This is a genomic window from Pseudomonas sp. SIMBA_067 (assembly GCF_046534675.1).
Taxonomy (GTDB): Bacteria; Pseudomonadota; Gammaproteobacteria; order Pseudomonadales; family Pseudomonadaceae; genus Aquipseudomonas; species Aquipseudomonas putida.
The window spans coordinates 109,304-131,304 of the sequence record NZ_JAWRYH010000002.1; the positions used below are offsets into that span (position 1 = coordinate 109,304).

At 64.0% G+C, this 22,001-nt stretch carries 19 protein-coding genes; 9 read left to right on the forward strand and 10 right to left on the reverse strand.

Going from position 1 to position 22,001, the window contains the following annotated elements:
* Positions 1-10: 10 nt before the first annotated feature.
* Positions 11-1,900, forward strand: coding sequence for a DEAD/DEAH box helicase (locus SB765_RS05805; protein WP_341796953.1), 1,890 nt, complete (start codon positions 11-13; stop codon positions 1,898-1,900).
* Between the two features lie 158 nt (positions 1,901-2,058).
* Here the strand turns inward: SB765_RS05805 and SB765_RS05810 are convergent, their stop codons facing one another.
* The 3 genes from SB765_RS05810 to SB765_RS05820 form a co-directional block, all read right to left on the reverse strand.
* Complete coding sequence (locus tag SB765_RS05810) at positions 2,059-2,637, reverse strand: YceI family protein (protein ID WP_341796954.1); 579 nt, start codon at positions 2,635-2,637, stop codon at positions 2,059-2,061.
* Positions 2,638-2,671: 34 nt separating this feature from the next.
* On the reverse strand, positions 2,672-3,223 hold the full coding sequence (locus SB765_RS05815; RefSeq protein ID WP_410931068.1) for a cytochrome b: 552 nt from the start codon (positions 3,221-3,223) through the stop codon (positions 2,672-2,674).
* Positions 3,224-3,479: 256 nt separating this feature from the next.
* Complete coding sequence (locus SB765_RS05820) at positions 3,480-5,333, reverse strand: flavin monoamine oxidase family protein (RefSeq protein ID WP_410931069.1); 1,854 nt, start codon at positions 5,331-5,333, stop codon at positions 3,480-3,482.
* 208 nt (positions 5,334-5,541) lie between these two features.
* On the opposite strand from SB765_RS05820, the gene SB765_RS05825 reads away from it, so the two are divergent.
* From SB765_RS05825 to SB765_RS05835, 3 genes are all read left to right on the forward strand, one after another.
* Positions 5,542-6,033, forward strand: a complete 492-nt coding sequence (locus tag SB765_RS05825; protein WP_410931182.1) for a hypothetical protein — start codon at positions 5,542-5,544, stop codon at positions 6,031-6,033.
* 79 nt (positions 6,034-6,112) lie between these two features.
* The gene (locus SB765_RS05830; protein WP_410911027.1) at positions 6,113-7,519 is read left to right on the forward strand and encodes an adenosylmethionine--8-amino-7-oxononanoate transaminase; all 1,407 of its coding nucleotides are present in this window, start codon (positions 6,113-6,115) and stop codon (positions 7,517-7,519) included.
* Positions 7,520-7,682: 163 nt separating this feature from the next.
* Complete coding sequence (locus SB765_RS05835; protein WP_410931070.1) at positions 7,683-8,402, forward strand: 16S rRNA (uracil(1498)-N(3))-methyltransferase; 720 nt, start codon at positions 7,683-7,685, stop codon at positions 8,400-8,402.
* Here SB765_RS05835 and trhA read toward each other — a convergent pair whose 3' ends face one another.
* From trhA to SB765_RS05870, 7 genes are all read right to left on the reverse strand, one after another.
* Positions 8,403-9,020, reverse strand: a complete 618-nt coding sequence (trhA, locus tag SB765_RS05840; protein ID WP_341796958.1) for a PAQR family membrane homeostasis protein TrhA — start codon at positions 9,018-9,020, stop codon at positions 8,403-8,405. It abuts the gene before it with no gap.
* A gap of 238 nt (positions 9,021-9,258) precedes the next feature.
* Positions 9,259-9,732 (reverse strand): chemotaxis protein CheW, encoded by a 474-nt coding sequence (locus tag SB765_RS05845; RefSeq protein WP_016489537.1) that lies wholly within the window; start codon positions 9,730-9,732, stop codon positions 9,259-9,261.
* The gene (locus SB765_RS05850; RefSeq protein WP_410931071.1) at positions 9,725-14,668 is read right to left on the reverse strand and encodes an Hpt domain-containing protein; all 4,944 of its coding nucleotides are present in this window, start codon (positions 14,666-14,668) and stop codon (positions 9,725-9,727) included. Before SB765_RS05850 ends, SB765_RS05845 begins: the two co-directional genes overlap by 8 nt.
* Before the next feature lie 23 nt (positions 14,669-14,691).
* On the reverse strand, positions 14,692-16,716 hold the full coding sequence (locus SB765_RS05855; protein ID WP_410911056.1) for a methyl-accepting chemotaxis protein: 2,025 nt from the start codon (positions 16,714-16,716) through the stop codon (positions 14,692-14,694).
* A 47-nt stretch (positions 16,717-16,763) separates the two neighbouring features.
* Complete coding sequence (locus SB765_RS05860; RefSeq protein ID WP_016489540.1) at positions 16,764-17,318, reverse strand: chemotaxis protein CheW; 555 nt, start codon at positions 17,316-17,318, stop codon at positions 16,764-16,766.
* Positions 17,315-17,680, reverse strand: a complete 366-nt coding sequence (pilH, locus tag SB765_RS05865; RefSeq protein ID WP_016489541.1) for a twitching motility response regulator PilH — start codon at positions 17,678-17,680, stop codon at positions 17,315-17,317. The genes SB765_RS05860 and pilH overlap by 4 nt, the downstream gene beginning before the upstream one ends.
* 47 nt (positions 17,681-17,727) lie before the next feature.
* Complete coding sequence (locus SB765_RS05870) at positions 17,728-18,129, reverse strand: PleD family two-component system response regulator (protein ID WP_341796960.1); 402 nt, start codon at positions 18,127-18,129, stop codon at positions 17,728-17,730.
* A 152-nt stretch (positions 18,130-18,281) separates the two neighbouring features.
* Here SB765_RS05870 and gshB point away from each other — a divergent pair, with 152 nt between their 5' ends.
* From gshB to ruvX, 5 genes are all read left to right on the forward strand, one after another.
* Complete coding sequence (gene gshB, locus SB765_RS05875; protein ID WP_341796961.1) at positions 18,282-19,235, forward strand: glutathione synthase; 954 nt, start codon at positions 18,282-18,284, stop codon at positions 19,233-19,235.
* Positions 19,236-19,326: 91 nt separating this feature from the next.
* Positions 19,327-20,232 (forward strand): energy transducer TonB, encoded by a 906-nt coding sequence (locus SB765_RS05880; protein WP_016501974.1) that lies wholly within the window; start codon positions 19,327-19,329, stop codon positions 20,230-20,232.
* A gap of 231 nt (positions 20,233-20,463) precedes the next feature.
* Positions 20,464-20,856, forward strand: a complete 393-nt coding sequence (locus SB765_RS05885) for a hypothetical protein (RefSeq protein WP_410931072.1) — start codon at positions 20,464-20,466, stop codon at positions 20,854-20,856.
* 143 nt (positions 20,857-20,999) lie between these two features.
* A complete protein-coding gene (locus SB765_RS05890; RefSeq protein ID WP_016501975.1) occupies positions 21,000-21,569 on the forward strand; it encodes a YqgE/AlgH family protein in 570 nt (189 codons plus the stop codon).
* Entirely contained in the window at positions 21,569-21,994 is a 426-nt protein-coding gene (ruvX, locus tag SB765_RS05895) for a Holliday junction resolvase RuvX (RefSeq protein WP_174370678.1), read from the forward strand. Before SB765_RS05890 ends, ruvX begins: the two co-directional genes overlap by 1 nt.
* Positions 21,995-22,001 lie beyond the last annotated feature (7 nt).

Here is a 22,001-nt window from a genome sequence, read left to right on the forward strand (position 1 = left end):
AGGATCGCCCATGTCCTTTGCTTCCCTCGGTCTCTCCGAGGCTCTTGTCCGCGCTATCGAGGCTGCGGGCTATACCCAGCCGACCCCCGTGCAACAGCGGGCGATTCCCGCCGTGTTGCAAGGCCGCGACCTGATGGTTGCCGCACAGACAGGTACTGGTAAAACCGGCGGCTTCGCCCTGCCGATTCTCGAGCGCCTGTTCCCGGCCGGCCACCCCGACAAGTCGCAGCGTCACGGCCCGCGCCAACCGCGCGTGCTCGTCCTGACCCCGACCCGCGAGCTGGCAGCCCAGGTGCACGACAGCTTCAAGGTCTATGCCCGTGACCTGCCACTGGTCAGCGCCTGCATCTTTGGCGGCGTTGGCATGAACCCGCAGGTCCAGGCGATTGCCAAAGGCGTTGACGTGCTGGTTGCCTGCCCGGGCCGCCTGCTCGACCTGGCCGGCCAAGGCAAGGTCGACCTGGCCCACGTGGAAATCCTGGTGCTCGACGAAGCCGACCGCATGCTCGACATGGGCTTCATCCACGACGTCAAGAAGGTACTGGCACGCCTGCCATCCAAGCGCCAGAACCTGCTGTTCTCGGCCACCTTCTCCAAGGACATCACCGACCTCGCCGACAAGCTCCTGCACAACCCGGAGCGTATCGAGGTGACACCGCCGAACACCACCGTCGAGCGTATCGAGCAGCGCGTCTACCGCCTGCCCGCCAGCCACAAGCGTGCGCTGCTGGCACACCTGATCACCCTGGGTGCCTGGGAACAGGTATTGGTGTTCACCCGTACCAAGCACGGCGCCAACCGCCTGGCCGAGTACCTTGAAAAACAAGGCCTGACCGCCGCCGCGATTCACGGCAACAAGAGCCAGAACGCCCGCACCAAGGCCCTGGCCGACTTCAAGGCCAACAGCGTGCGCGTACTGGTCGCCACCGACATCGCCGCCCGCGGCCTGGACATCGACCAGTTGCCCCACGTGGTCAACTTCGAGCTGCCGAATGTCGAGGAAGATTACGTACACCGTATCGGTCGTACTGGCCGCGCCGGTCGTTCGGGCGAGGCCATTTCGCTGGTCGCACCGGATGAAGAAAAGCTGCTCAAGAGCATCGAGCGGGTAACCCGGCAGAAGATCGCGGACGGCGACCTGATGGGCTTTGACGCCAGCCAGGTGGAAGCCGAGAAACCCGAAGTACGCGAGCGCCCGCAGGGCAACGGCCGTGGCGGTCGCAACCAGCAGGCCCGTGGCGAAGGGGGTAAAGACTCCAACGGCGGCCGCAAGGACAAAGGCAAGGATAAAGGCAGGGCCAAGCCACAGGCTGCCGACAAGCCGGCCGACAAGGAAAAGAGCGGCGACAAGCAACAGCAGCCGCGTAAACCGCGTGACAAAAAGCCGCGCCAGCCACAGCAGCAGGCCAGCAGCGAGCCTAAAGCACAGGGTAACCGCGACCCGGAAGTATTCCTGGACGACGACGTCGACAACTTCGGCAACCGTGCCGACTATGTCAGCCCGTACCAAGGCAAGAACCAGGGCCGCAATCGCCGCCCAGGCGGTGGTGCTGGCCAAGCCCAGGGTACCGGCCAACGCAGCAACACCGGGGGCCAGGGCCAGGCGCGCAGTGGCGGCCAGCAACGCAATGGTGGCAGTGCCGGCGGCGAAAAACGCCCGCCCCGCGCCAACAACGGTGGCGGTGCCCGTCGTGATGGCGGCGGTGGCCGTGGTCGCCCGAACCGTGACGATTCTGCCCGGCAAGAGCCGGCCGTGAGCAACCAGCGCCAGCCGGAAAAACAGCCAGTGATCATCCGCAAGGAATCCAAACTCGACCGTTTCCCGACACCTGAGCAACTGGATGACCTGCCAAGCCGCCCGCGCGGTGAGCGCCCGGCGCTACTGACCCGCAAGGGCTGATAGAAAGCATGAGGGGGCCGCTTTGCGGCCCGTTCGCGGCACAAGGCCGCTCCTACAGGTATTGCGCAGATTTTACATACTGCGCAATACCTGTAGGAGCGGCCTTGTGCCGCGAACGGGCTGCGAAGCAGCCCCCTCGGTCTTTCACTTAAAGCAGATTACTTTTGCTTCACACCTTCAACACTGATATCCAGGTCCAGGGTCTGCGAAGTCGCGCCTGGGCCCTTGATGCCGAAGTCGTTCAGGTTGAGGGTAGTGGTGGCGTTGAAACCAGCGCGCTCACCGCCCCATGGGTCCTTGCCTTCACCGTTGAAGGTAGCCTTGAAGGTGACCGGCTTGGTCACGCCGTGCAGGGTCAGGTCGCCGGTCACGTCAGCAGTCTTTTCGCCAGTCGACTTGACGGCGGTGGAGACGAACTTGGCTTCAGGATACTTCTTCACGTCGAGGAAATCGGCGCTGGCAATGTGCTTGTCACGCTCGGCGTGGTTCGACCACAGGCTGGCGGTTTTCAGGTCGACGCTGATCTTGCTGGCTTCTGGCTTGGCGCTGTCCCAAGTGAAGTTGCCGTCGAAGTCCTTGAAGGTACCGTGGATGAAGCTGTAGCCCAGGTGGCTGATTTTCCAGTCGACGAACGCGTGCTGGCCTTCCTTGTCGATCTTGTACTCGGCAGCCATGACCTGGCCGGCGGAAAGCAGAGCGGTACCGAGCGCCAGAGCGGCAAAAGTCTTTTTCAACATCCTTATTTCCTTCCTATGCAATTGTGGTGGAGAGTCAAGCTTTGCGGCCCAACATGCGAGTCAGGGTCGCGTCACGGTCGATGAAATGGTGCTTGAGCGCTGCCAGGGCATGCAGCACGGCAAAAATCACCAGGCCCCAGGCCAGCCAAAGATGAACCACACCCGCAACATCTGCCTGGTCAGGCAGGTCGCTGATCAGTGCCGGCACTTCGAACAGGCCAAACACCGGAATGCCGACGCCGTCGGCGGTAGAAATCAGGTATCCGGCAGCCATTACCGCAAACAGACCCAGGTACAGGGCCAGGTGGCCAAGCTTGGCCGCCAGGCGTGTGACTGCGCCATGGTTGGCGGGGGCCGGTGGTGGCGGGCTGATGAAACGCCAGACTACCCGCAGCAGCATCACCGCCAGCAACACCAGGCCGATGCTTTTGTGCAGGTCCGGGCCGGCTTTGCGCCAAGGGCTGTAATAGTCGAGGCCGACCATCCACAGGCCCAGGCCGAACAGGCCGAAGACTGCCAGCGCCACGCCCCAGTGCAGGATGATGCTGACCACGCCGTAGCGAGATGGTGAATTGCGCAGTTGCATGTTGGCGTGTATCCCCGTGAAAGCTGTGCACAGACTAACGCGTAACGTATCGAAGAAAAGCGGAAAAAGTTGCTTCGGTTTATCGAGAAATCCGATATGTATTCTGTAAGCTTGCCATTAAGGAAACATTAACGATAGTCGGGGAAGTAGAGGATGCCAGTACAGGCCTCTTCGCAGCACAAGGCTGCTCCTACAGGGGTATGCGGTGCCTGTAGGAGCAGCCTTGTGCTGCGAAGAGGCCGGCACTGTCGATCAATCAGCCAGCCTTGGCCTGGGTACTGGCCACAGGTTTCTTGGTCGGCTCGGATTTGGCAGTTGCCTTCTTCGTTTCGGCCGGCTTGCGCGCCGGCGCATGCTTGGCCGGGGCAGCCTTGGTTGCCGCAGGCTTGGCTGCCGCTTCCTTGGTGACAGGTGCAGGCGCTGCCGGAGCTGGCGCGGCCTGGGGAGCAGGCGCAGGTGCCGGCGCCACTTCCTCTGCCTTGGCGATTGGCTCAGCCTTCACCTCTGGCGTATCCGCCCCGCCAAACAGGCGTTTGAAGAAACCTGGCTTGTCCTGCCTGGCCTCTTCGGCCTGCTTCGGCTCAGCCTTGACCGGCGGTTTGTCAGCCTTGTCGGCCTTGTCGGACGAACCACCGAACATATTGGAGAAGAACCCGCCCTTGCTGTCCTTGGCCGCAGCTGCACCTGCTGCAGCTGCCGCCGCAACCGGCACCGCCTTGGCGGGGTCGAACGACTTCCCGGCCAACAGGTCCTGTGCTTGGCTGGCCGCACGCTGGCCACTGCGCAGGGCGCCTTCCAGTGTGCCCGGGTACAGGGCATCGGTGTGTTCACCGGCAAAGGTGATGCGCTGCACCGGGCGCTCCCACAGGCGCCAGTATTTGCTGATCTGCCCCGGGCCATAGGCCAGGTAAGCGCCGCCGGTACCGGCGTCAGTGCTGTAGCGCTTGACCTCGTAACCGGTGAAGGCACCACGGGCCTGCGGGTAGAACGCATGCAGGCGGATCAGCACCTGATCGACCATCTGCTTGTCGCCGAACGCCTGCAGCAGGCGGGCGTTGTCACCGGAAAGGTTGATCACCACGTTGGCGCCGCCCTTGAGCGCTGGCTCGATCCACAGCATGCCGAGGCCGGCGTTACTGAAGATTTCGCCCGACATGCGCGCGCGGCTTTCCCACACGGGCTTCTTGAACTTGAGCATCAGCTGGTCGCGCCAGCCATAGTTGGTGCCTCTGAGCGCCGCCACGTGCTGGGTGTCCAGGCCCGGGGTCATCTGGATCTTGGCCAGGGCACGCAGCGGCACGGCCATGACCAGGTAATCAGCCTGGTAGCCGACGCTGCCGACTTTTACCGTTACGCCATCCTTGTCCTGGACGATGGCGGTGACCGGCGAGCTGGTCTTGATGGTCTTCAGCTGCTTGACGAAGGCCTGGGCCAGCACCGGGCTGCCACCGGGCAGGCGCGCGGCACGCAGGTCACGGTCGCTGACACCGCGGTACACACGGTTCTGCTGGGCGAAATACAGCAGCGAGAGGCGCGACGGTTCATCGTAACGGGTACGGATCTGCTGGTTGACCAACTGACGGGCGGTGGCAGGCAGTTGCAGTTTGTCCAGCCAGGTGGAGACGTTGATCTGGTCGAGGGCGAACAGCGTGCTGGTTGCCTGCGGGTTCAGCGGGTCATCGATCGAACGGGCCAGGTCATCGAGGGTTTTCTCGTAGCGCTTGAGCGCTTCGGCGGTAGCCGGTTGCTTGGTGGCCAGGTCGGCGGCGCTGAAGTACTCACCGTCGATCAGGTAACCGGGTGTACGCACGAACTCCGGTGCCGGCAGTGTTTCAAGCTTGAAACGGTCAAGGTACTGGTTGAGCACCGGTTGCGCCTTGGCATTGCCGATCCACTCGCTGGTGGCCAGGCCAGAACGCCCGCCCATGCCCGACTTGGCTTCCAGCAGGGTCACCTGCCAGCCTTTGTTTTGCAGCTCGTACGCTGCCGTCAGGCCCGCCAGGCCGCCACCCACGACAATCGCCGTGGGCGTCTTGTCCTTAGCCAGCGCGGCGCCGCTGGAGACACCAATCAATACCAACGCGCACAGGCGCACCCAAGCAGCAGCCATGTCGGCGGACTCCGAGTCAGAGGTTACAAACGGGGAGAGGCAGGAATGCCCCGGGAAGATGCGTTAAGAATACGTCAGGTCCGACCACCCTGCCAGCGCAGTGACATCAAGTCCTTTTGGCAACTGACATTTTTGCCAGTAGCCATGTCACACGGCGGCAGGCGAAGCTGGCGAAACTGGCCAGAAGCCCCGCCAGGAGGGCATGCGCATGATCTTCGAGGAGCACTTCCAACACGTCGAACGGCAGTTTCTGTGGCACAAAAAGACGCTGCATACAGCCTCCGGCCTGAGTATCCGCTCCAACAGCACCTCATGGACCGGCTTTCATGAAGCGTTCAGGGGTGAAGACGGTACCGAACTGGTCATCGGGGAACACAGCGACGTGGAAATCGTGTTCGCCCAGGAAGTCGAGTGCCTGCGCCTGGAATACTACGTAGTCAGCGACTTTCTCTGCGACGACCTGCACATGCTGTTCGATGCTGAAAGAGTAGATTGCGACCTGGCCACCCCGATACCGCGCAACTTCTACTGGCTCACCGTGGAAGGCAGCGGGTTTCGCGACTTGCGCCCTGGCCCCATCGCCACGAACCCCTACCACCAGGTGATCGACGGCCCCTTCCGCCGCCTGACCATCTCCACTTCGCAGGCCGGTACCGTGCACATCCGGCGGCTCGAATGGACCGGCACCCACCACCATTGAAAGGCAGCGGTTGTCCTGCCTTGCCGCATTGCTTAGGCTTACGCGGTCGAACCACGCCGCAAAGCCAGGAGAAGTGCCCATGGGCCTCAATGATCAGTGGATGCAACGCGACCTCAAGGTTCTGTGGCACCCCTGCACCCAGATGAAAGACCACGAGCAGCTGCCGCTGATCCCGATCAAGCGCGGCGAAGGCGTGTGGCTGGAGGACTTCGAAGGCAAACGCTACCTGGACGCGGTGAGCAGTTGGTGGGTCAATGTGTTCGGCCACGCCAACCCGCGCATCAACCAGCGCATCAAGGACCAGGTCGACCAACTGGAGCACGTGATCCTGGCCGGTTTCAGCCATCAGCCGGTCATCGAGCTGTCCGAGCGCCTGGTGGCCATGACCCCGGCCGGTCTCGACCGGGTGTTCTACGCCGACAACGGCTCGTCCTGCATCGAAGTAGCGCTGAAGATGAGCTTCCACTACTGGCAGAACGTCGGCAAACCGGACAAGAAGCGCTTCGTCACCCTGACCAACAGCTACCACGGCGAAACCATCGCCGCCATGTCGGTAGGTGATGTGCCGCTGTTCACCGAAACCTACAAGGCGTTGCTGCTGGACACGATCAAGGTGCCTAGCCCCGACTGCTACCTGCGCCCAGAGGGCATGAGCTGGGAAGAGCACTCGCGCAACATGTTCGCCGCCATGGAGCAGACCTTGGCCGAGCACCACGCCTCGATCAGCGCCGTGATCGTCGAGCCGCTGATCCAGGGTGCCGGCGGCATGCGCATGTACCACCCGGTGTACCTCAAGCTGCTGCGCGAGGCCTGCGACCGCTACGACGTGCACCTGATCCACGATGAAATTGCCGTGGGCTTTGGCCGTACCGGCACGATGTTCGCCTGCGAACAGGCCGGCATCCGGCCAGACTTCCTGTGCCTGTCCAAGGCCCTGACCGGTGGCTACCTGCCGCTGGCCGCCTGCCTGACCACCGACAAGGTCTACCAGGCGTTCTATGACGACTACCCGACCCTGCGCGCGTTCCTGCACTCGCACAGCTACACCGGCAACCCGCTGGCGTGCGCTGCGGCGCTGGCGACCCTGGACATTTTCCAGCAAGACAAGGTGATCGAGGCCAACAAGGCCCTGGCCACGCGCATGGCCACCGCCACTGCGCACCTGGCCGATCATGCTCACGTTGCCGAAATCCGCCAGACCGGCATGGCCTTGGCCATCGAGATGGTCAAGGACAAAGCTGGCAAGGTAGCCTACCCCTGGCAGGAGCGACGTGGCCTGAAGGTGTTCGAACACGCCCTGACCCGCGGCGCCCTGCTACGGCCGTTGGGCAGCGTGGTGTACTTCCTGCCGCCGTACGTGATCACCCCGGAGCAGATCGACTTCCTTGCAGAAGTTGCCAGCGAAGGCATCGACATCGCCACCCGCGACAGCGTCAGTGTTGCCGTGCCGGCCAACTTCCACCCCGACTTCCGCGACCCGGGCTAGGCCCGGCAATTCGCCACACCACTTTTCCTGTGGGAGCGGGCGTGCCGGCGAACAAGGGCGAAGCCCTTGCCAGGCACCGCAGCGCCTGATTCGCGGCGGTTCGACGCATCGACACGCCCGCTCCCACAGGGAATCTGTGTCTCTCTATTTACCGAGCAAACCCATGAGACTGTCCCGCTTCTTCATCGACGCCCCCCTGAGCCTTGGCGAGCACGACCTGCCCGAAGCCCAGGCCCACTACATCGGCCGCGTACTGCGCATGGCCCCCGGCGACGCCGTGCAGCTGTTCGACGGCAGCGGCCAGGAATACCTCGGCCAATTGCTTGAAGTGGGCAAGAAAACCGTACGCGTCAGCCTCGACCGGGCCCTCGCCGGCCAGGCCGATTCACCGTTGCACGTGCACCTCGGCCAGGGCCTGTCCCGTGGCGAGCGCATGGACTGGGCGATCCAGAAAGCCACCGAGCTTGGCGCCAACGAGATCACCCCGATCGTCAGCGAACGCTGCGAAGTGCGGTTGAAAGACGAGCGCGCCGACAAGCGCCTGGCCCACTGGCGCCAAGTGGCGATCAGCGCCTGCGAACAATGCGGCCGCTCCACCTTGCCGGTCATCCATCCACCCGTGACCATGGCCGAATGGCTGGGCAGCACCCAGGCGGACCTGAAACTGGTCCTGCACCCGGTGGCCGAGCCGCTTACCAGCCACGAAAAACCTGCGACCCTGGCGTTTCTGATCGGCCCCGAAGGCGGCCTGAGCGAGGCCGAAGTCGAGCAGGCCAAAGCGTCCGGCTTCCACGCCGCCCGCCTTGGGCCACGGGTGCTGCGCACCGAAACTGCGCCAGTGGTGGCGCTGTCGGTGGCACAGCAATTGTGGGGCGATTTTTAACTAGAGCACGTAGAACGACACCGCCACGAAGTGCAGCAGGCTGCCGGTAATCACGAACAGGTGCCAAATGCCGTGCGCGTGGCGCAAACGGCTGTCGAGCGCGAAGAAGATGATGCCCACGGTGTAGAACACCCCGCCGGCGGCCAGCCAGGCAAAGCCGACGCCGCCCAGCGAGTGCAGCAACGGCTTCACTGCCACCAGCACGATCCAGCCCATCACGGCATAAATGATGATAGACAGGACCCGCGCTTCGGAGCGCGGCTTGATCTCCTGCAACATGCCGATCACCGCCAGCCCCCAGACCACGCCGAACAGGCTCCAGCCCCAGGGGCCACGCAGGCTGACGAGACAGAAGGGCGTGTAGCTACCGGCGATCAGCAGGTAGATCGACAGGTGATCGAGCTTGCGCATGATCACCTTCGCCCGCCCGCGGGTGCTGTGGTACAGGGTGGAGATGCTGTACAGCAACAGCAGCGTACCGCCGTAGATGGAGAAACTGACGATCTTCCACGGGTCGCCTTGCAGGCCCGCGACCACGATCAGCCAGATGGCACCGATACAGGCCAGGACAGCACCGACCAGGTGGGTCCAGGCGTTGAAGCGTTCACCGTAATACATGCAAACACAGACCTCTTCAGGTGGGCTGGGTTCCTGATGTGATGCTGATGGCCTCACCCGGTGTCGATTTCAAGGTAAACACAAGCCCTGTAGGAGCAGCCTTGTGCTGCGAAGAGGCCATAGCAGCCGAAGATGACCTTCAGCCTTACCGGCCTCTTCGCAGCACAAGGCTGCTCCTACAGGGTGTTGCGGTAGCCCGATTCCCACATCCAGACGACTACGCCCTGTGCCTTACATCCTACCCAAGGTCAGGTTGCAGATCCGCGTCACGCACCAGCCTTTCCAAGGCAACCAGGTCCGGCACCCGGGCCACCTGCTCGCCCACCTGCACCGCCGCCAGCTCCAGCCTGCCCAGCGCCACATCCACGTAGTTCAGCTGGCTGTCGAGCTTGCACGAGCGCGGGATGTCTTGCAGCAACAGCGCCAGGTAGCGCAGGCCGGTATCACCCAGTGCATTGAGCACCACCACCCGGGCCCGCTCACCGCACGGTGTTTCACCACCGCACGCCGCCTCGAAGCCGATCAGCGGCAGGCGCTGCTGCCGCCAGTCGATCCAGCCCAGGTGCCAGGCGGGGTCGCCGGGCTGGCACACCAGGTTGCGCTGGCCGCTCAGCTCGGCCACCGCCACGTTGGGCAGCACCAGGGTACGGTCACCCAATGGCAGCAACAGCCCGGTCAGGCTGCTGCGCTGGCCGGAGATCAGTTCAAGCATGGGTTTGGCTCCAGTGGGCAATGCTCTGCAACAGCAGAGACTCCTGGTACGGCTTGCCCAGGTACTCGTTGACGCCAATGGCCATGGCACGGTCGCGGTGCTTCTGCCCGGTGCGCGAAGTGATCATGATGATCGGCAGGTCCTTCAGCCGCTCGTCACGGCGAATGCGCGTGGCCACCTCGAAGCCGTCCATGCGTGGCATTTCGATGTCCAGCAGCAACACGTCGGGGCGGTGCTCTGCCAGCAGGGCCATGGCATCGACTCCGTCCTTGGCCGTGAGCACGCTCATGCCGTGGCGCTCCAGCAGGCGGCTGGTAACTTTGCGCACGGTTACCGAATCGTCCACCACCATCACCAGTAACGCACGCCGCGGCGCGGGGCCGAGCAGCTGGCGCTGGGTGCCGCCGCCGGGCAAGCGGGCCAGGCGCCGCTGCTGGCCGCGCAACTGGCCAAGCAGGTCGAGAATCAGCACGACCCGGCCATCGCCCAGCAACGTCGCCCCCGACAACCCGGCAACCGCAGCAAACTGTGGCCCCAGGCTCTTCACCACAATCTCGCGGCTGGGCGACAGGCTGTCGGCCTGGATGGCGAACGACTGCTCCTTGGAATGCACCAGCAGCACCGGCAACGGCACGCTCTGCCCCAGCAGCGCGGGGCGCGGCAGGCCTTGCAGCAACTCGCCCAGGTAGCGCAGCTCGTATTCGTGGCCGGCGTAGACATAGCGGGGCGTGTCCAGCTGATAACAAGCCGCCAGCTCTGCCGGCGGTACGCGGACGATGCCCTCGATGGTGTTGAGCGGGATGGCGTATTGCTCTTCGCCCAAGTGCACCATCAGCACACGGTTGATCGATACGGTGAACGGCAGCCGGATCAAGAAGCGCGCACCCTTGCCCTGGGCCGACTCGATGCTCATCGAGCCACCCAGCTGCTTGACCTCCTCGTGCACCACGTCCATGCCCAGGCCGCGCCCGGATATCTGGGTGATCTTCTCGGCGGTGGAAAAGCCCGGGCGCAGGATGAACTGCAGGATCTCGTGATCGCTCAAGTCCGCCTGCGGGTCCAGCAGGCCGCGCTTGATGGCCTTGCGCCGCACCGCGTCCAGGGGCACACCGGCACCGTCGTCAATCATTTCGATAACGATATCGGCGCCTTCGTGCAGCAAATTCAGGTGGATGGTGCCCTGCTCCGGCTTGCCAGCGGCCAGCCGCGCTTCGCGGCTTTCCAGGCCATGGTCGACTGCGTTGCGCAGCATGTGCTCCAGCGGCGCCACCATACGTTCGAGCACACTGCGGTCCAGTTCGCCTTCGGCGTTGCCGACCACCAGTTCCACCTGCTTGCCCAGCTCGCTGGCCACCTGCCGCACCACACGCTGCAGGCGTGGCACCAGGCGTTCGAAGGGCACCATCAGGGTGGCGGTCAGGCCTTCCTGCAACTGGCTGTTCACCCGCGCCTGCTGCTGCAGCAGGCTGTAGGCCTCCTGGGCACGCTGGGCCAGGGTTTCCTTCAGGTCGAGCAAGTCCGAGGCAGACTCGAACAAGGCCCGCGACAGTTGCTGCAACTGCGAGTGGCGGTCCATTTCCAGGGGGTCGAAGTCATCATAGGCATCGCTTTCGAACGGCTGGCGGCTGGAGATCCGCCCCTGGGTCTCGATGTCCAGGCGCAGCAACTGGTCGCGCATACGCTCCAGGGTGGTTTCCATCTCGTTGAGGGTGAACTGCGCATCGTTGACCTGCTGCTCGATGCGCCCACGGATGATCGAGTGTTCGCCGGCCAGGTTGCCCAGGTCATCGAGCAACTCGGCGTCAACCTTGACCATGTCGCCTGGCGCCCGCTCTGGCGCTGTCGCCGGCACCTCGCTGGCGGCGGCTTCGACCGGCCCTTGGCCGGCTGCACTGTCGGTCAGGGCTGCGCTGCTGAAGTTACGGATATAGTCGATCAGCGCCGTGGCAGCATGCAATGGCTGCCCCAGGCGCACGGCATCAAGCATGTGCGCCAGGCGGTCATGGCAGTTCTGCAGCAACGCGAACAGTGGCGGGCTCGGCGGCAAACGCCCGGCAGCCAGCAGCTCGTAGAGAAACTCCAGTTCGTGGGCCAAATCTCCGATCGGGGCAATTTCGACCATGCGCGCCACGCCCTTGAGGGTGTGCAGATCGCGCATCAGGTTGTCCACCTCGACGCTGCTGCGCGGGTCGGCCTGCCAGCGTGCCAGGGATGCGGCGGCGCTCTCGACGATGTCCGAGCTTTCTTCGAGGAACACTTCCAGCAGCTCTTCGCCGGGGCTTTCCGGCTCTTCAGGCAGTGGCTCGGCCACCTCTGGCTGCAAAGGGGTATGCGACAGCCCCAGGGTACCCGTCAGGTCCATGTCCGGGTGCAGCGGGGTGACCGTGTCGATGCCCACCAGGCCGGTGGCATCCGGGGCCAGGGCCTGGTCCAGCAGGTTGCGCAGCCTGTCGACAAGCTCTGGCCGTGACGCGATATCCTGCCCGGCCGCCACTTCGTCGAGCATGTCCAGCAGGGCTTCATGGCCGTGCTGCGCCTGGGCGAAAAAGCGGGCATCGGCGGGCAGGCTGCCCTCTTCTACCGCGCCATACAGGTCCAGCAAGGCCTCGCACACCTCATCCATTTGCCACAAGTCGGCCAGGTGCGCGGCGTGGCCCAGGGTGGTCATCTGGTCGAGCAGTGTATCCAGTGCGTCACGCTGGCCAGGCTGTTGCTGCCAGCGCGACAGCAACGACTCGGCATCGAGCAGAATGTCCATGGCCTGGGCGAGGAAACTGGCAACCAACTGCGGGTCGCGCTTGCTGCGCCGGGGATGCTGCGGTTCGTCATGCACGGTGGCCAGGCGGTTATCTACTGCCTGGCCAACTGTTTCGATCAGCTCCGCTGCGCCAGGGATGGCTGCCAGCGGCGTGCTATCCAGTTGCGCCAGGCCCAGATGGAACAGCGAGCGCGCGGCTTCCAGCCATTCGATCTCGGCCATTTGCAGGGGCAGTTGATGGCCCTTGTATTCACGGGCCAGGCGGTCGAAGGCAGTGGCCAGCTCGGCGACCGGCATCACACCGGCCATGGCGGCACTGCCTTTGAGCGTGTGCAGGGCACGTTGCAGGCCATCGCTGACCGGCGTGTCATGGCCGTCGGCGCCCTGCAGGAAATCATCGAGGCTGGCCAGGTGGCCCTGCGCCTCACTGCGGAAGATATCCAGCAACTGCGGATCGAGGCCATCGATATGGGCCGCCGCGGGTGCGTCGTTTTCAGCCAAGGCATGCAGGTGCCCCGCCAGTTGTTCGATTTCGGTCAGTTGCGGCAGCTGGCCGGCGGCAAAGTCGGCCAGCAGATCGGGCAGATGGACGAACACCTGTTGCAGGGCCACCACGCCTTCAGGGCTGAGCACACTGCGGCCCTCCAGCACCCGGTTCAGCAAGTGCTCGGCCCCCCAGGCCAGTTCCGCCACCGCCTCGGCATGCACCATGCGTCCACTGCCTTTGAGCGTATGCAGCGCACGGCGCACTTCCCCGAGTGCCCCGCGCTGCTGGTTGTCGGCACGCCAGCGCAACCAGTGGCGCTCGATTTCCGGCAGCAACTCGCCCGCTTCTTCGAGGAACACCTCGCGCAGCTCGTCATCGATGCCATCGCCCTCGGCATCCAGGCCCGCGCGGGCGTCCGCCTGCGCACAGTGCACGCCCAACGCCGCCAGGCTGGCACGCGCCATGTCGATGAACGGCTGGCCATCCGCCAGCGGGTCGGCCACCCGCCACTGCAGGTAGCACTCAGCGGCGCTCAGGGCCTCGGCCAGGTGGGTCAGCTCGTCAGCGGGTGGCTCATCCTCCAGGTGCTGCAACCAACGCTGCACATAGCTTGCGCAGCCGGCAATCAGTTCGGCCACGGCGGGCAGCATCAACATGGCCAACGCCCCGCGAACCTGCTGCAACAACCCTGGCAGGGGTTGCAGGCGCTGCCGGGGCCAGTCGGACTCCAGGTAATCGCCGATCAGGTCTTTGCCCTGCTGCAACACGTTCAGCGATTCGTTCAGCACCAACTGGCGTATCTCGGCCAGGTCCGAACCTGGCAGCCCGCCCTGGCCGTTTTCCTCCAGCGGGCCGACCATGCCGTTCAGGGAGGCTTCCACATACAAGAGGGCGCCCGCTACATCCATCAACACCGCGTCGTCTACCGCCCGTTCGCCCTGGGCCAGGGCCTGCAGCGCCAGCACCTGGTCGATGATCACCCGCCGTGGTTGCTGGAAGCCCAGCACAGCCAGGGTGTCGGCCACGTGGCGCAACGGCGCCAGGAGGGCATCGAGCTGCTCGCTGTGCTGACGGTCGCTGCGCACGAACTGGTCGAGGCGCTCCTTTATGCGCATCAGGTCGTCGCACAGCGCGGTCACCACCGAGCGCAGGGCATCGCGGCCAGGCCCGGCCTGTAATTGATCGCGCCAGTTGCCCAGCGACAGGTCGAGGTTGGCCAGGTCGTCGGAGCCGGCAAAGCGCTGCGCAGCACCGCTGATCAGGCTGGCCTGGGCCAGCGGCTCGATGCCACGGCAGGCGCGCAGCTGGTTGAGCAGCGGCAGCATCACCAAGGGCAGGTCGTGGCGTGCACCGCGCAAGCGCTCAAGGTATGAGGGCAATTGCTCCAGGCCGCGGAACAACGCACCCAGGCAATCACCCCGCGGGCTCACCTGGCCGTCGGCCAGAGCCTTGGCGAACAGTTCCAGCTCTTCGGCCAGGCGCGTCGCACCTCGCAGTTCGAGCATGCGCAGGCAGCCGTGCACCTGGTGCAGGTTGTCGACCACGAAGGCCAATATCGACAGGTCGCCGGGCTCGCCGGCAAAACGCTCCAGCGCCTGGCGCGCCTGGCCCAGGCAGTCGAGAATGGCAGCCTTGGTCCAGGCCAGCGCCACCGTGTCGTGGCGCTCGGGGCTTACAGCAGCAGATGCCATGGTCACTTCCTCGGCGCGGCGCCTCACTTGGGCTCGGCAGGTGGTGGCAGGGTGAAACCGGACACCGAACGGCGCATCTCGCTGGCCATGCGGGCCAGGTGGCGGATGCTGTCGGCAGTGGCACCGGAGCCGGCGGAGGTCTGCGCGGTAATCTGCTGGATGACCGCCATGGTGTGGGAGATCTGCCCGGCCGACGAGGTTTGCAGCTGGGCAGCGTCGGAGATGCTGTGGATAAGGTCGGCCAGGTTCTGCGATACCCCTTCGATCTCGGCCAGCGCCACCCCGGCATCCTGGGCCAGGCGCGCGCCGCGCACCACCTCGGCGGTGGTTTGCTCCATGGAGATCACCGCCTCGTTGGTGTCCGCCTGGATGGTGCGCACCAGCGCCTCGATCTGGCGGGTAGCCGATGACGAGCGTTCGGCCAGGCGCTGCACCTCGTCGGCGACCACGGCAAAACCACGGCCAGCCTCACCGGCCAGCGAGGCCTGGATCGCCGCGTTAAGGGCCAGGATGTTGGTCTGATCGGCAATGTCGTCGATCAGGCTGACGATGTCGCCGATTTCCTGGGAAGACTCACCCAGGCGCTTGATCCGCTTGGCGGTGTCCTGGATCTGCTCGCGAATGTTGTCCATACCATTGATGGTGTTGTGCACCACCTCGTTACCCTTGTTGGCGATGGCCACCGAGCGTTCGGCTACCTTGGCCGATTCGTAGGCATGCGCGGACACCCGGTCGATCGACTCGACCATGTCGCCGACGGCCTCGGAGGCCTCGCTGATCTGCTCGGCCTGGTGCTCGGACGCCTTGGCCAGCTGGCGAGCGGTGTTTTGCGTATCCTGCACAGCCGCAGCCACCTGCACGGCGCTGTGGTTGATGGTGGCCACAAGGTCGCGCAGCTGGTCCACGGAATAGTTGATCGAGTCGGCAATGGCGCCGGTAAAGTCTTCGGTTACCGATACGGTCACGGTCAGGTCGCCATCGGCCAGCTCTTCGATTTCGTCGAGCAGGCGCATGATCGCCTGCTGGTTGCGTTCATTCTTTTCCGCCGTTTCGCGCAGCTGGCGGTTGGTGGTGCGCACCATGATCAGGCCGATGAGAATGATCGAGGCCAGCGCCAGCACGCCCAGGGCATAGCCGCCCACAGTATCGAGGGTGCGCCCGCCGGCCAGGTTCTCGAAACCGTTGGCCAGGTGCGACGCTTCGTCGAGCAGGGTTTGCGACAGGCTGAAGATGTTGCCGGCAGCTTCGCGCACGCGGAACAGTTCGGGCGAGGTTTCGAGGATTTCATCCACAGAACCGGCGACGAACTGGAACAGTTCGGCGATTTCCGCCAGCCGCGCGCGGGCGTCGGCGTCTTCGACGCGGGTTATCTGGATTGCCGCGTTGCCGCTGAGCATGCCCTCCAGCACCTGGCCAAAGCGCCCGGCATCGCGCCCAAAAGCGTCGGCCGCCTGGGCTGCGGCATCGTCACCGGCCAGCACAGTGTTGACCGAACCGAGGATGCGCTCGGCCAGCAACAGCTGGCGCTGGGCCACCGCCACTTGGTTGGCCGGGGCGCCGCTTTGCAGCAGGATCTCGACCACCTTCTCGTATTCCACCTGCAACTGCGGCACGGTTTCGGCCAGGGTCGCCGCTACCTGGTGCAGCGACAGCACAGTCTGCTCGCTGGCCAGGATGGTGTCGGTGTTCTTGCGCAGGTTTTCCCAGTCGCGGCGTACCGATTCCATCTCGTCACGCACCGTGGGCGGCGCAGGCGGCAGGCCGGTGGACTTGTCACCCTGGCGCAGGTAGCCCCAGCGCCGCTCAAAATCGTTGCGCGCATCCGACAGCAGCTTGAAGGCCAGGGCCTTGCCGGTAGCGGCTTCAGTGGCGTTCTTGGCGATGCGTTGCGACAGCACTCGCAGTTCCCCGGCATGGCCGATGTACTGCTTGTCGTAATTGGATTGGGTGTTCAGGTACGCGAAGTTGGCGAACAACAGGATGATCGACAGGATCAGGATCAAAAACAGCACAGTGATCTGCGCGATGCTGCGGGTACGCGGGCTCACGGTGGTTGCGGTAACGGAGGTGGCAGGCTTGTTCACGTTCGCAGGTCCTATAACGCCACATCGAGAAAGCCCGGCGCCTGGGCCAGGGCGAAGGGGCTGAAGATCGCCCAATTGCGTTCACGCGGGAAATGCCCCTGCACAAAACGTGCAGCGGCGCGCAGCAGTGGCTGGGGCGGCGACAGCTGCAGGCTGTCCAGGTCAAAGTGCTGCAAGCCCAGTACCTCGTCCACCAGCAGGCCGACGAACAGTGCCTCGTGGTCCAGCACCAGCACCCGCCGTTGCTTGCCCGGGGCGGCGTGGCCCAGGCCGAAGAAGCTGCTCAGGTCCATCACCGGCAACAACCGGCCGCGCAGGTTGGCTACCCCGCACACCCATGGCTGCACACCGGGGACGCGGCTGCTGCGCGGTTCACGCAGCACCTCGGCCACCTCGCCCATGGGCGCGACAAACCACTGCCCGGCAATGCGAAAACCGATACCGCTCCACTGTTGCAGGCGGTTGTCTTGCGGCGGTTGGTCGGCGACCAGCAGGCGGCAGCGCCGGTCAATGTCCAGCAACAGCTCGAAGGCGGTCAGCGACGCGCCTTGCGGGCGGGTGGTCAAGCGCCTAGCACTTCTTTGAGCTTGGCGATCAGGTCGTCTTCTTCCACGGGCTTGGTCACGAAACCCCTCGCGCCCTGGCGCTTTGCCCAGATGCGATCGGTTTCCTGGTCTTTGGTGGTAACGACCAATACTGGAATGGCGCTGGTCTCGGGGTCCTTGCTCAATTGCCGGGTCGCCTGGAAGCCGTTGAGAACAGGCATGACGATATCCATCAACACTGCATCGGGCTTTGCCTGACGCGCCAGCGCCACGCCATCGGCACCGTTGCTGGCTTTGAGCACCTCATGACCGTGCTTTTCAAGCCATCCGGCCAATTTGTACATCTCTGTCGGCGAGTCGTCGACAATCAGAACTCGGGCCATGCTGTTTCCCCATCAGGAAAGTAAGGCCGTGCCATGGCGGGGCGCGGTCAGGGTACGTGTTGTGGAGGCGCGGTAAACCCGGGCACGTGGGCGCGGATCGCGTCGAGCAGCTCTTCCTTGCTGAACGGTTTGGTCAGGAACTGATCAGAGCCGACCACCCGGCCGCGGGCCTTGTCGAACAGGCCATCGCGCGACGACAGCAGGATCACCGGGGTGTCCTTGAAAGCACTGTTGTGCTTGATCACGGCGCAGGTCTGGTAGCCGTCCAGGCGCGGCATCAGCACATCAACGAAGATGATGCTGGGCTGGTGGTCGACGATCTTGGCCAGGGCATCGAAGCCGTCGCTGGCGGTGATCACCTCGCAGCCCGCCTCACCGAGCAACATCTGCGCGGTGCGGCGGATCGTGCGGGAATCGTCGATCACCATCACCTTCAGGGGTTGTTCCATAGACGCCTACCAATGGAAATTAGCTGCACTTTTAGCATACTCCGGGTGGCCATTCCATCTGCGCCGCCCCTTGACCGGCGGCGTTCGCGGCGCCACCCTGAGCCACTTTTCTTTCGCCATCGCGGCCACCTGCCGCCAAGAGGAACCACCCCATGAGCGTTCGCCTCGGCATTGTCATGGACCCCATCGCGTCCATCTCCTACAAGAAGGACAGTTCGCTGGCCATGCTGCTGGCCGCCCAGGCACGCGGCTGGAGTCTGTTCTACATGGAACAGCAAGACCTGTACCAGGGCGAAAGCAAGGCCCGCGCCCGCATGCGCCCGCTGAAGGTGTTTGCCGACCCGGCGCATTGGTTCGAGCTTGGCGAGGAGCAAGACAGCCCGCTGGCCGAGCTGGACGTGATCCTGATGCGCAAGGATCCACCCTTCGACATGGAGTTCGTCTACAGCACCTACCTGCTGGAGCAGGCCGAGAATGATGGCGTGCTGGTGGTCAACCGCCCGCAGAGCCTGCGCGACTGCAACGAAAAAATGTTCGCCACGCTGTTCCCGCAGTGCACCACCCCAACCCTGGTCAGCCGCCGCCCGGACATCATTCGCGAATTCGCGGCCAAGCATGTGGACGTGATCCTCAAGCCGCTGGATGGCATGGGCGGTACGTCGATCTTCCGTCACCGCGCTGGCGACCCCAACCTGTCGGTGATCCTCGAAACCCTGACCGCACTGGGCACCCAGCAGATCATGGCCCAGGCTTACCTGCCAGCGATCAAGGACGGCGACAAACGCATCCTGATGATCGACGGCGAGCCAGTGGACTACTGCCTGGCGCGTATTCCGGCCAGCGGCGAAACCCGAGGCAACCTGGCCGCTGGCGGACGTGGCGAAGCGCGCCCGCTGACCGAGCGCGACCGCTGGATTGCCGCCCAGGTCGGCCCGACCCTGCGCGAGAAGGGCCTGTTGTTCGTGGGCCTGGACGTGATCGGCGACTACCTCACCGAAATCAACGTCACCAGCCCCACCTGCATCCGCGAGATCGATGCTGCCTACAACACCGATATCGGTGGCAAATTGATGGATGCCATTGATCGCCACCTCAAGGCGCGCTGACAGCCAACGCGAAGCAAAGCCGCAGAGTGGGGTATGATGCCGGTCCTATTCGACTGAGCTGCTGCCCCGCCCAGCAGTTGCTGGATACCTGATGACGCTGCCCGCTGACATCCCCTCCGACCTGCTGCCGCCCCGTGTTCGCCCGGTGGACCGGCTCGGCTTTACCCTGTTCCTGGCTGCCCTGGTGCACCTGGCGCTGATTCTTGGCGTCGGCTTCACCGTGGTCAAGCCTGCCGAAATCCGCCACACCATGGACATCACCCTGGCCACCTTCAAGAGCGAGAAAGCGCCCGAGAAGGCCGATTTCCAGGCTCAGGACAACCAGCAGGGCAGCGGCACGCTGGACAAGAAAGCGGTGCCCACCACCACCGAACTGGCGCCGTTCCAGGACAGCAAGATCAACAAGATCACCCCGCCACCCGCCGCCAGGCCCGAGGTAGTACCACCCCCTACCCCACAAAAGTCGGCGGTAGTGACGACTGCGCCCAAGCCACAAAAGGTCGAACCCAAGCCCAAGGAAAGCAAGGCCCAGCCCAAGCCGGCGGCGCCAGCGCCCGACTTCGACAGCTCGCAGCTGTCCAGCCAGATCGCCAGCCTGGAGGCGGAGCTGTCCAACGAGCAGCAGATGTACGCCAAGCGCCCGCGCATCCATCGCCTGAATGCCGCCTCGACCATGCGCGACAAGGGCGCCTGGTACAAGGAAGAGTGGCGCAAGAAGGTCGAGCGGGTGGGCAACCTGAACTACCCCGACGAAGCACGTCGGCAACAGATTTACGGCAACTTGCGGATGATGGTGTCGATCAACCGCGACGGTTCTCTGTACGAAGTGCTGGTACTGGAATCGTCCGGGCAGCAGGTGCTGGACCAGGCGGCGCAACGCATCGTGCGGCTGGCCGCGCCGTTTGCACCGTTTACCGGGGATCTGGCCGAGTTTGACCGGCTGGAGATCATTCGTACCTGGCGGTTTGCCCGTGGGGACCGGTTGTCGAGCAACTAGGGCACGACTGGCTGATCCGCAGCGTGTGGTCAGCCCAGCCCCCTTGCCAACGCCCGTCAACTGGTAGTTTTACCAGTTTACCGGTCACCAGTTTCTTCCTAGAGTTCGAGCCACTCCACAAGAATAGGTTCGCCACCCATGCCCCGCAGACAGGAAATTTGCAATAAGTTAAACATTAAGAAACCCACCAGGGTGACAACGCGGACGAGCCCCAAGGTAAATGAACCGCCCATGCCCCGTGTGACGCTAACGATTGGGGGTCAGCAAGCAATCCAGCTGACCGGTGAATCCATGGAATGGCATGTTACCAAGTATGATGACTTCAGCAATTACAGCTATTTCGATGCAGCATTCCAAAGCAAAGAAATGCAGTTCAGCATTAGCATTTTGAACAATACCAGGCCCTTGGAAAATGGCGAGTTCAAACTGACTACGCAACTAATTCCGGACTATGGTCACCTCGCCTATTTTGAAGACGCTGACGGCAACGCCGAGATTGGCAGTGGCACCGTCACCTACGACAAGGTCACGCACCTGACACTTGTTCGATCCTCATTCACCTTCACCGCACACAGTCTTAAGCATGAGGTTGAAGTTCATTACCCCGTGCCCGCCCCAACCTAATGAACTCAACGCCAAGGCTGGCCTTGCCCCCAGCCTTGGCACACGCTTCGACGGCGCGCTTGCTCACCCCATCACCGCGCCATCCTGTCGATAATGCGCTCTTGACCTTGTCAGCCCGGCGTCCCGACGCCACACTTAGAGGCATGAAAACCCTCGCACCCAGCTACCTCAAGCACCAGTTCCTGATCGCCATGCCGCACATGGCCGATCCGAACTTCGCCCAGACCCTCACGTACATTGTCGAGCACAATGAGCATGGCGCCATGGGCCTGGTGGTCAACCGGCCGCAGGAATTGAGCCTGGCCGACATCCTCGAGCAGCTGCGCCCGGACGAAACGCCGCCGGCCAGCACCTTGCAGGTGCCGATCTACCAGGGTGGCCCGGTGCAGACCGACCGCGGCTTCGTGCTGCACAGCAGCGAATGCAGCTTCCAGGCCACCGTGGCCCTCGAAGGCCTGTCGCTGACCACATCGCAGGATGTGCTGCTGGCCATCGCCGCCGGGGTGGGCCCGAAACAGAGCCTGATCACACTCGGTTATGCCGGCTGGGAAGCGGGCCAACTGGAGGCGGAGCTGGCCGACAACGCCTGGCTCAACTGCCCGTTCGACCCGGAAATCATCTTTGACCGGGCCAGCGACCTGCGCCTGGAAGCAGCGGCCGCCAGCCTGGGCATCAACCTGCACCTGCTGACCAGCCAGGCGGGCCACGCCTGATGGCCGAACTACGCCTCTTGCTGGGTTTCGACTACGGCAGCAAACAGATCGGCGTGGCCGTCGGCCAGGTGATCACCGGGCAGGCACGCGAGCTGTGCACCCTGAAGGCGCAGAACGGCGTGCCGGACTGGGCTCAGGTGGAAAAGCTCATCAATGAGTGGAAACCCGATGCCATTGTCGTCGGCCTGCCGCTGAACATGGACGGCACGGCCAGCGAGATGAGCGCCCGCGCCGAAAAGTTCGCCCGCCGCCTGAACGGCCGCTTCAACCTGCCCGTGCATACCCACGACGAACGCCTGACCACCTTCGAGGCCAAGGGCGAGCGCATGGCCCGTGGCGGCCAGCGCGGCAGCTACCGCGACAACCCGGTCGATGCCATCGCCGCCGCCCTGTTGCTGCAAGGCTGGCTGGAGGCCAATACCTGATCATCTT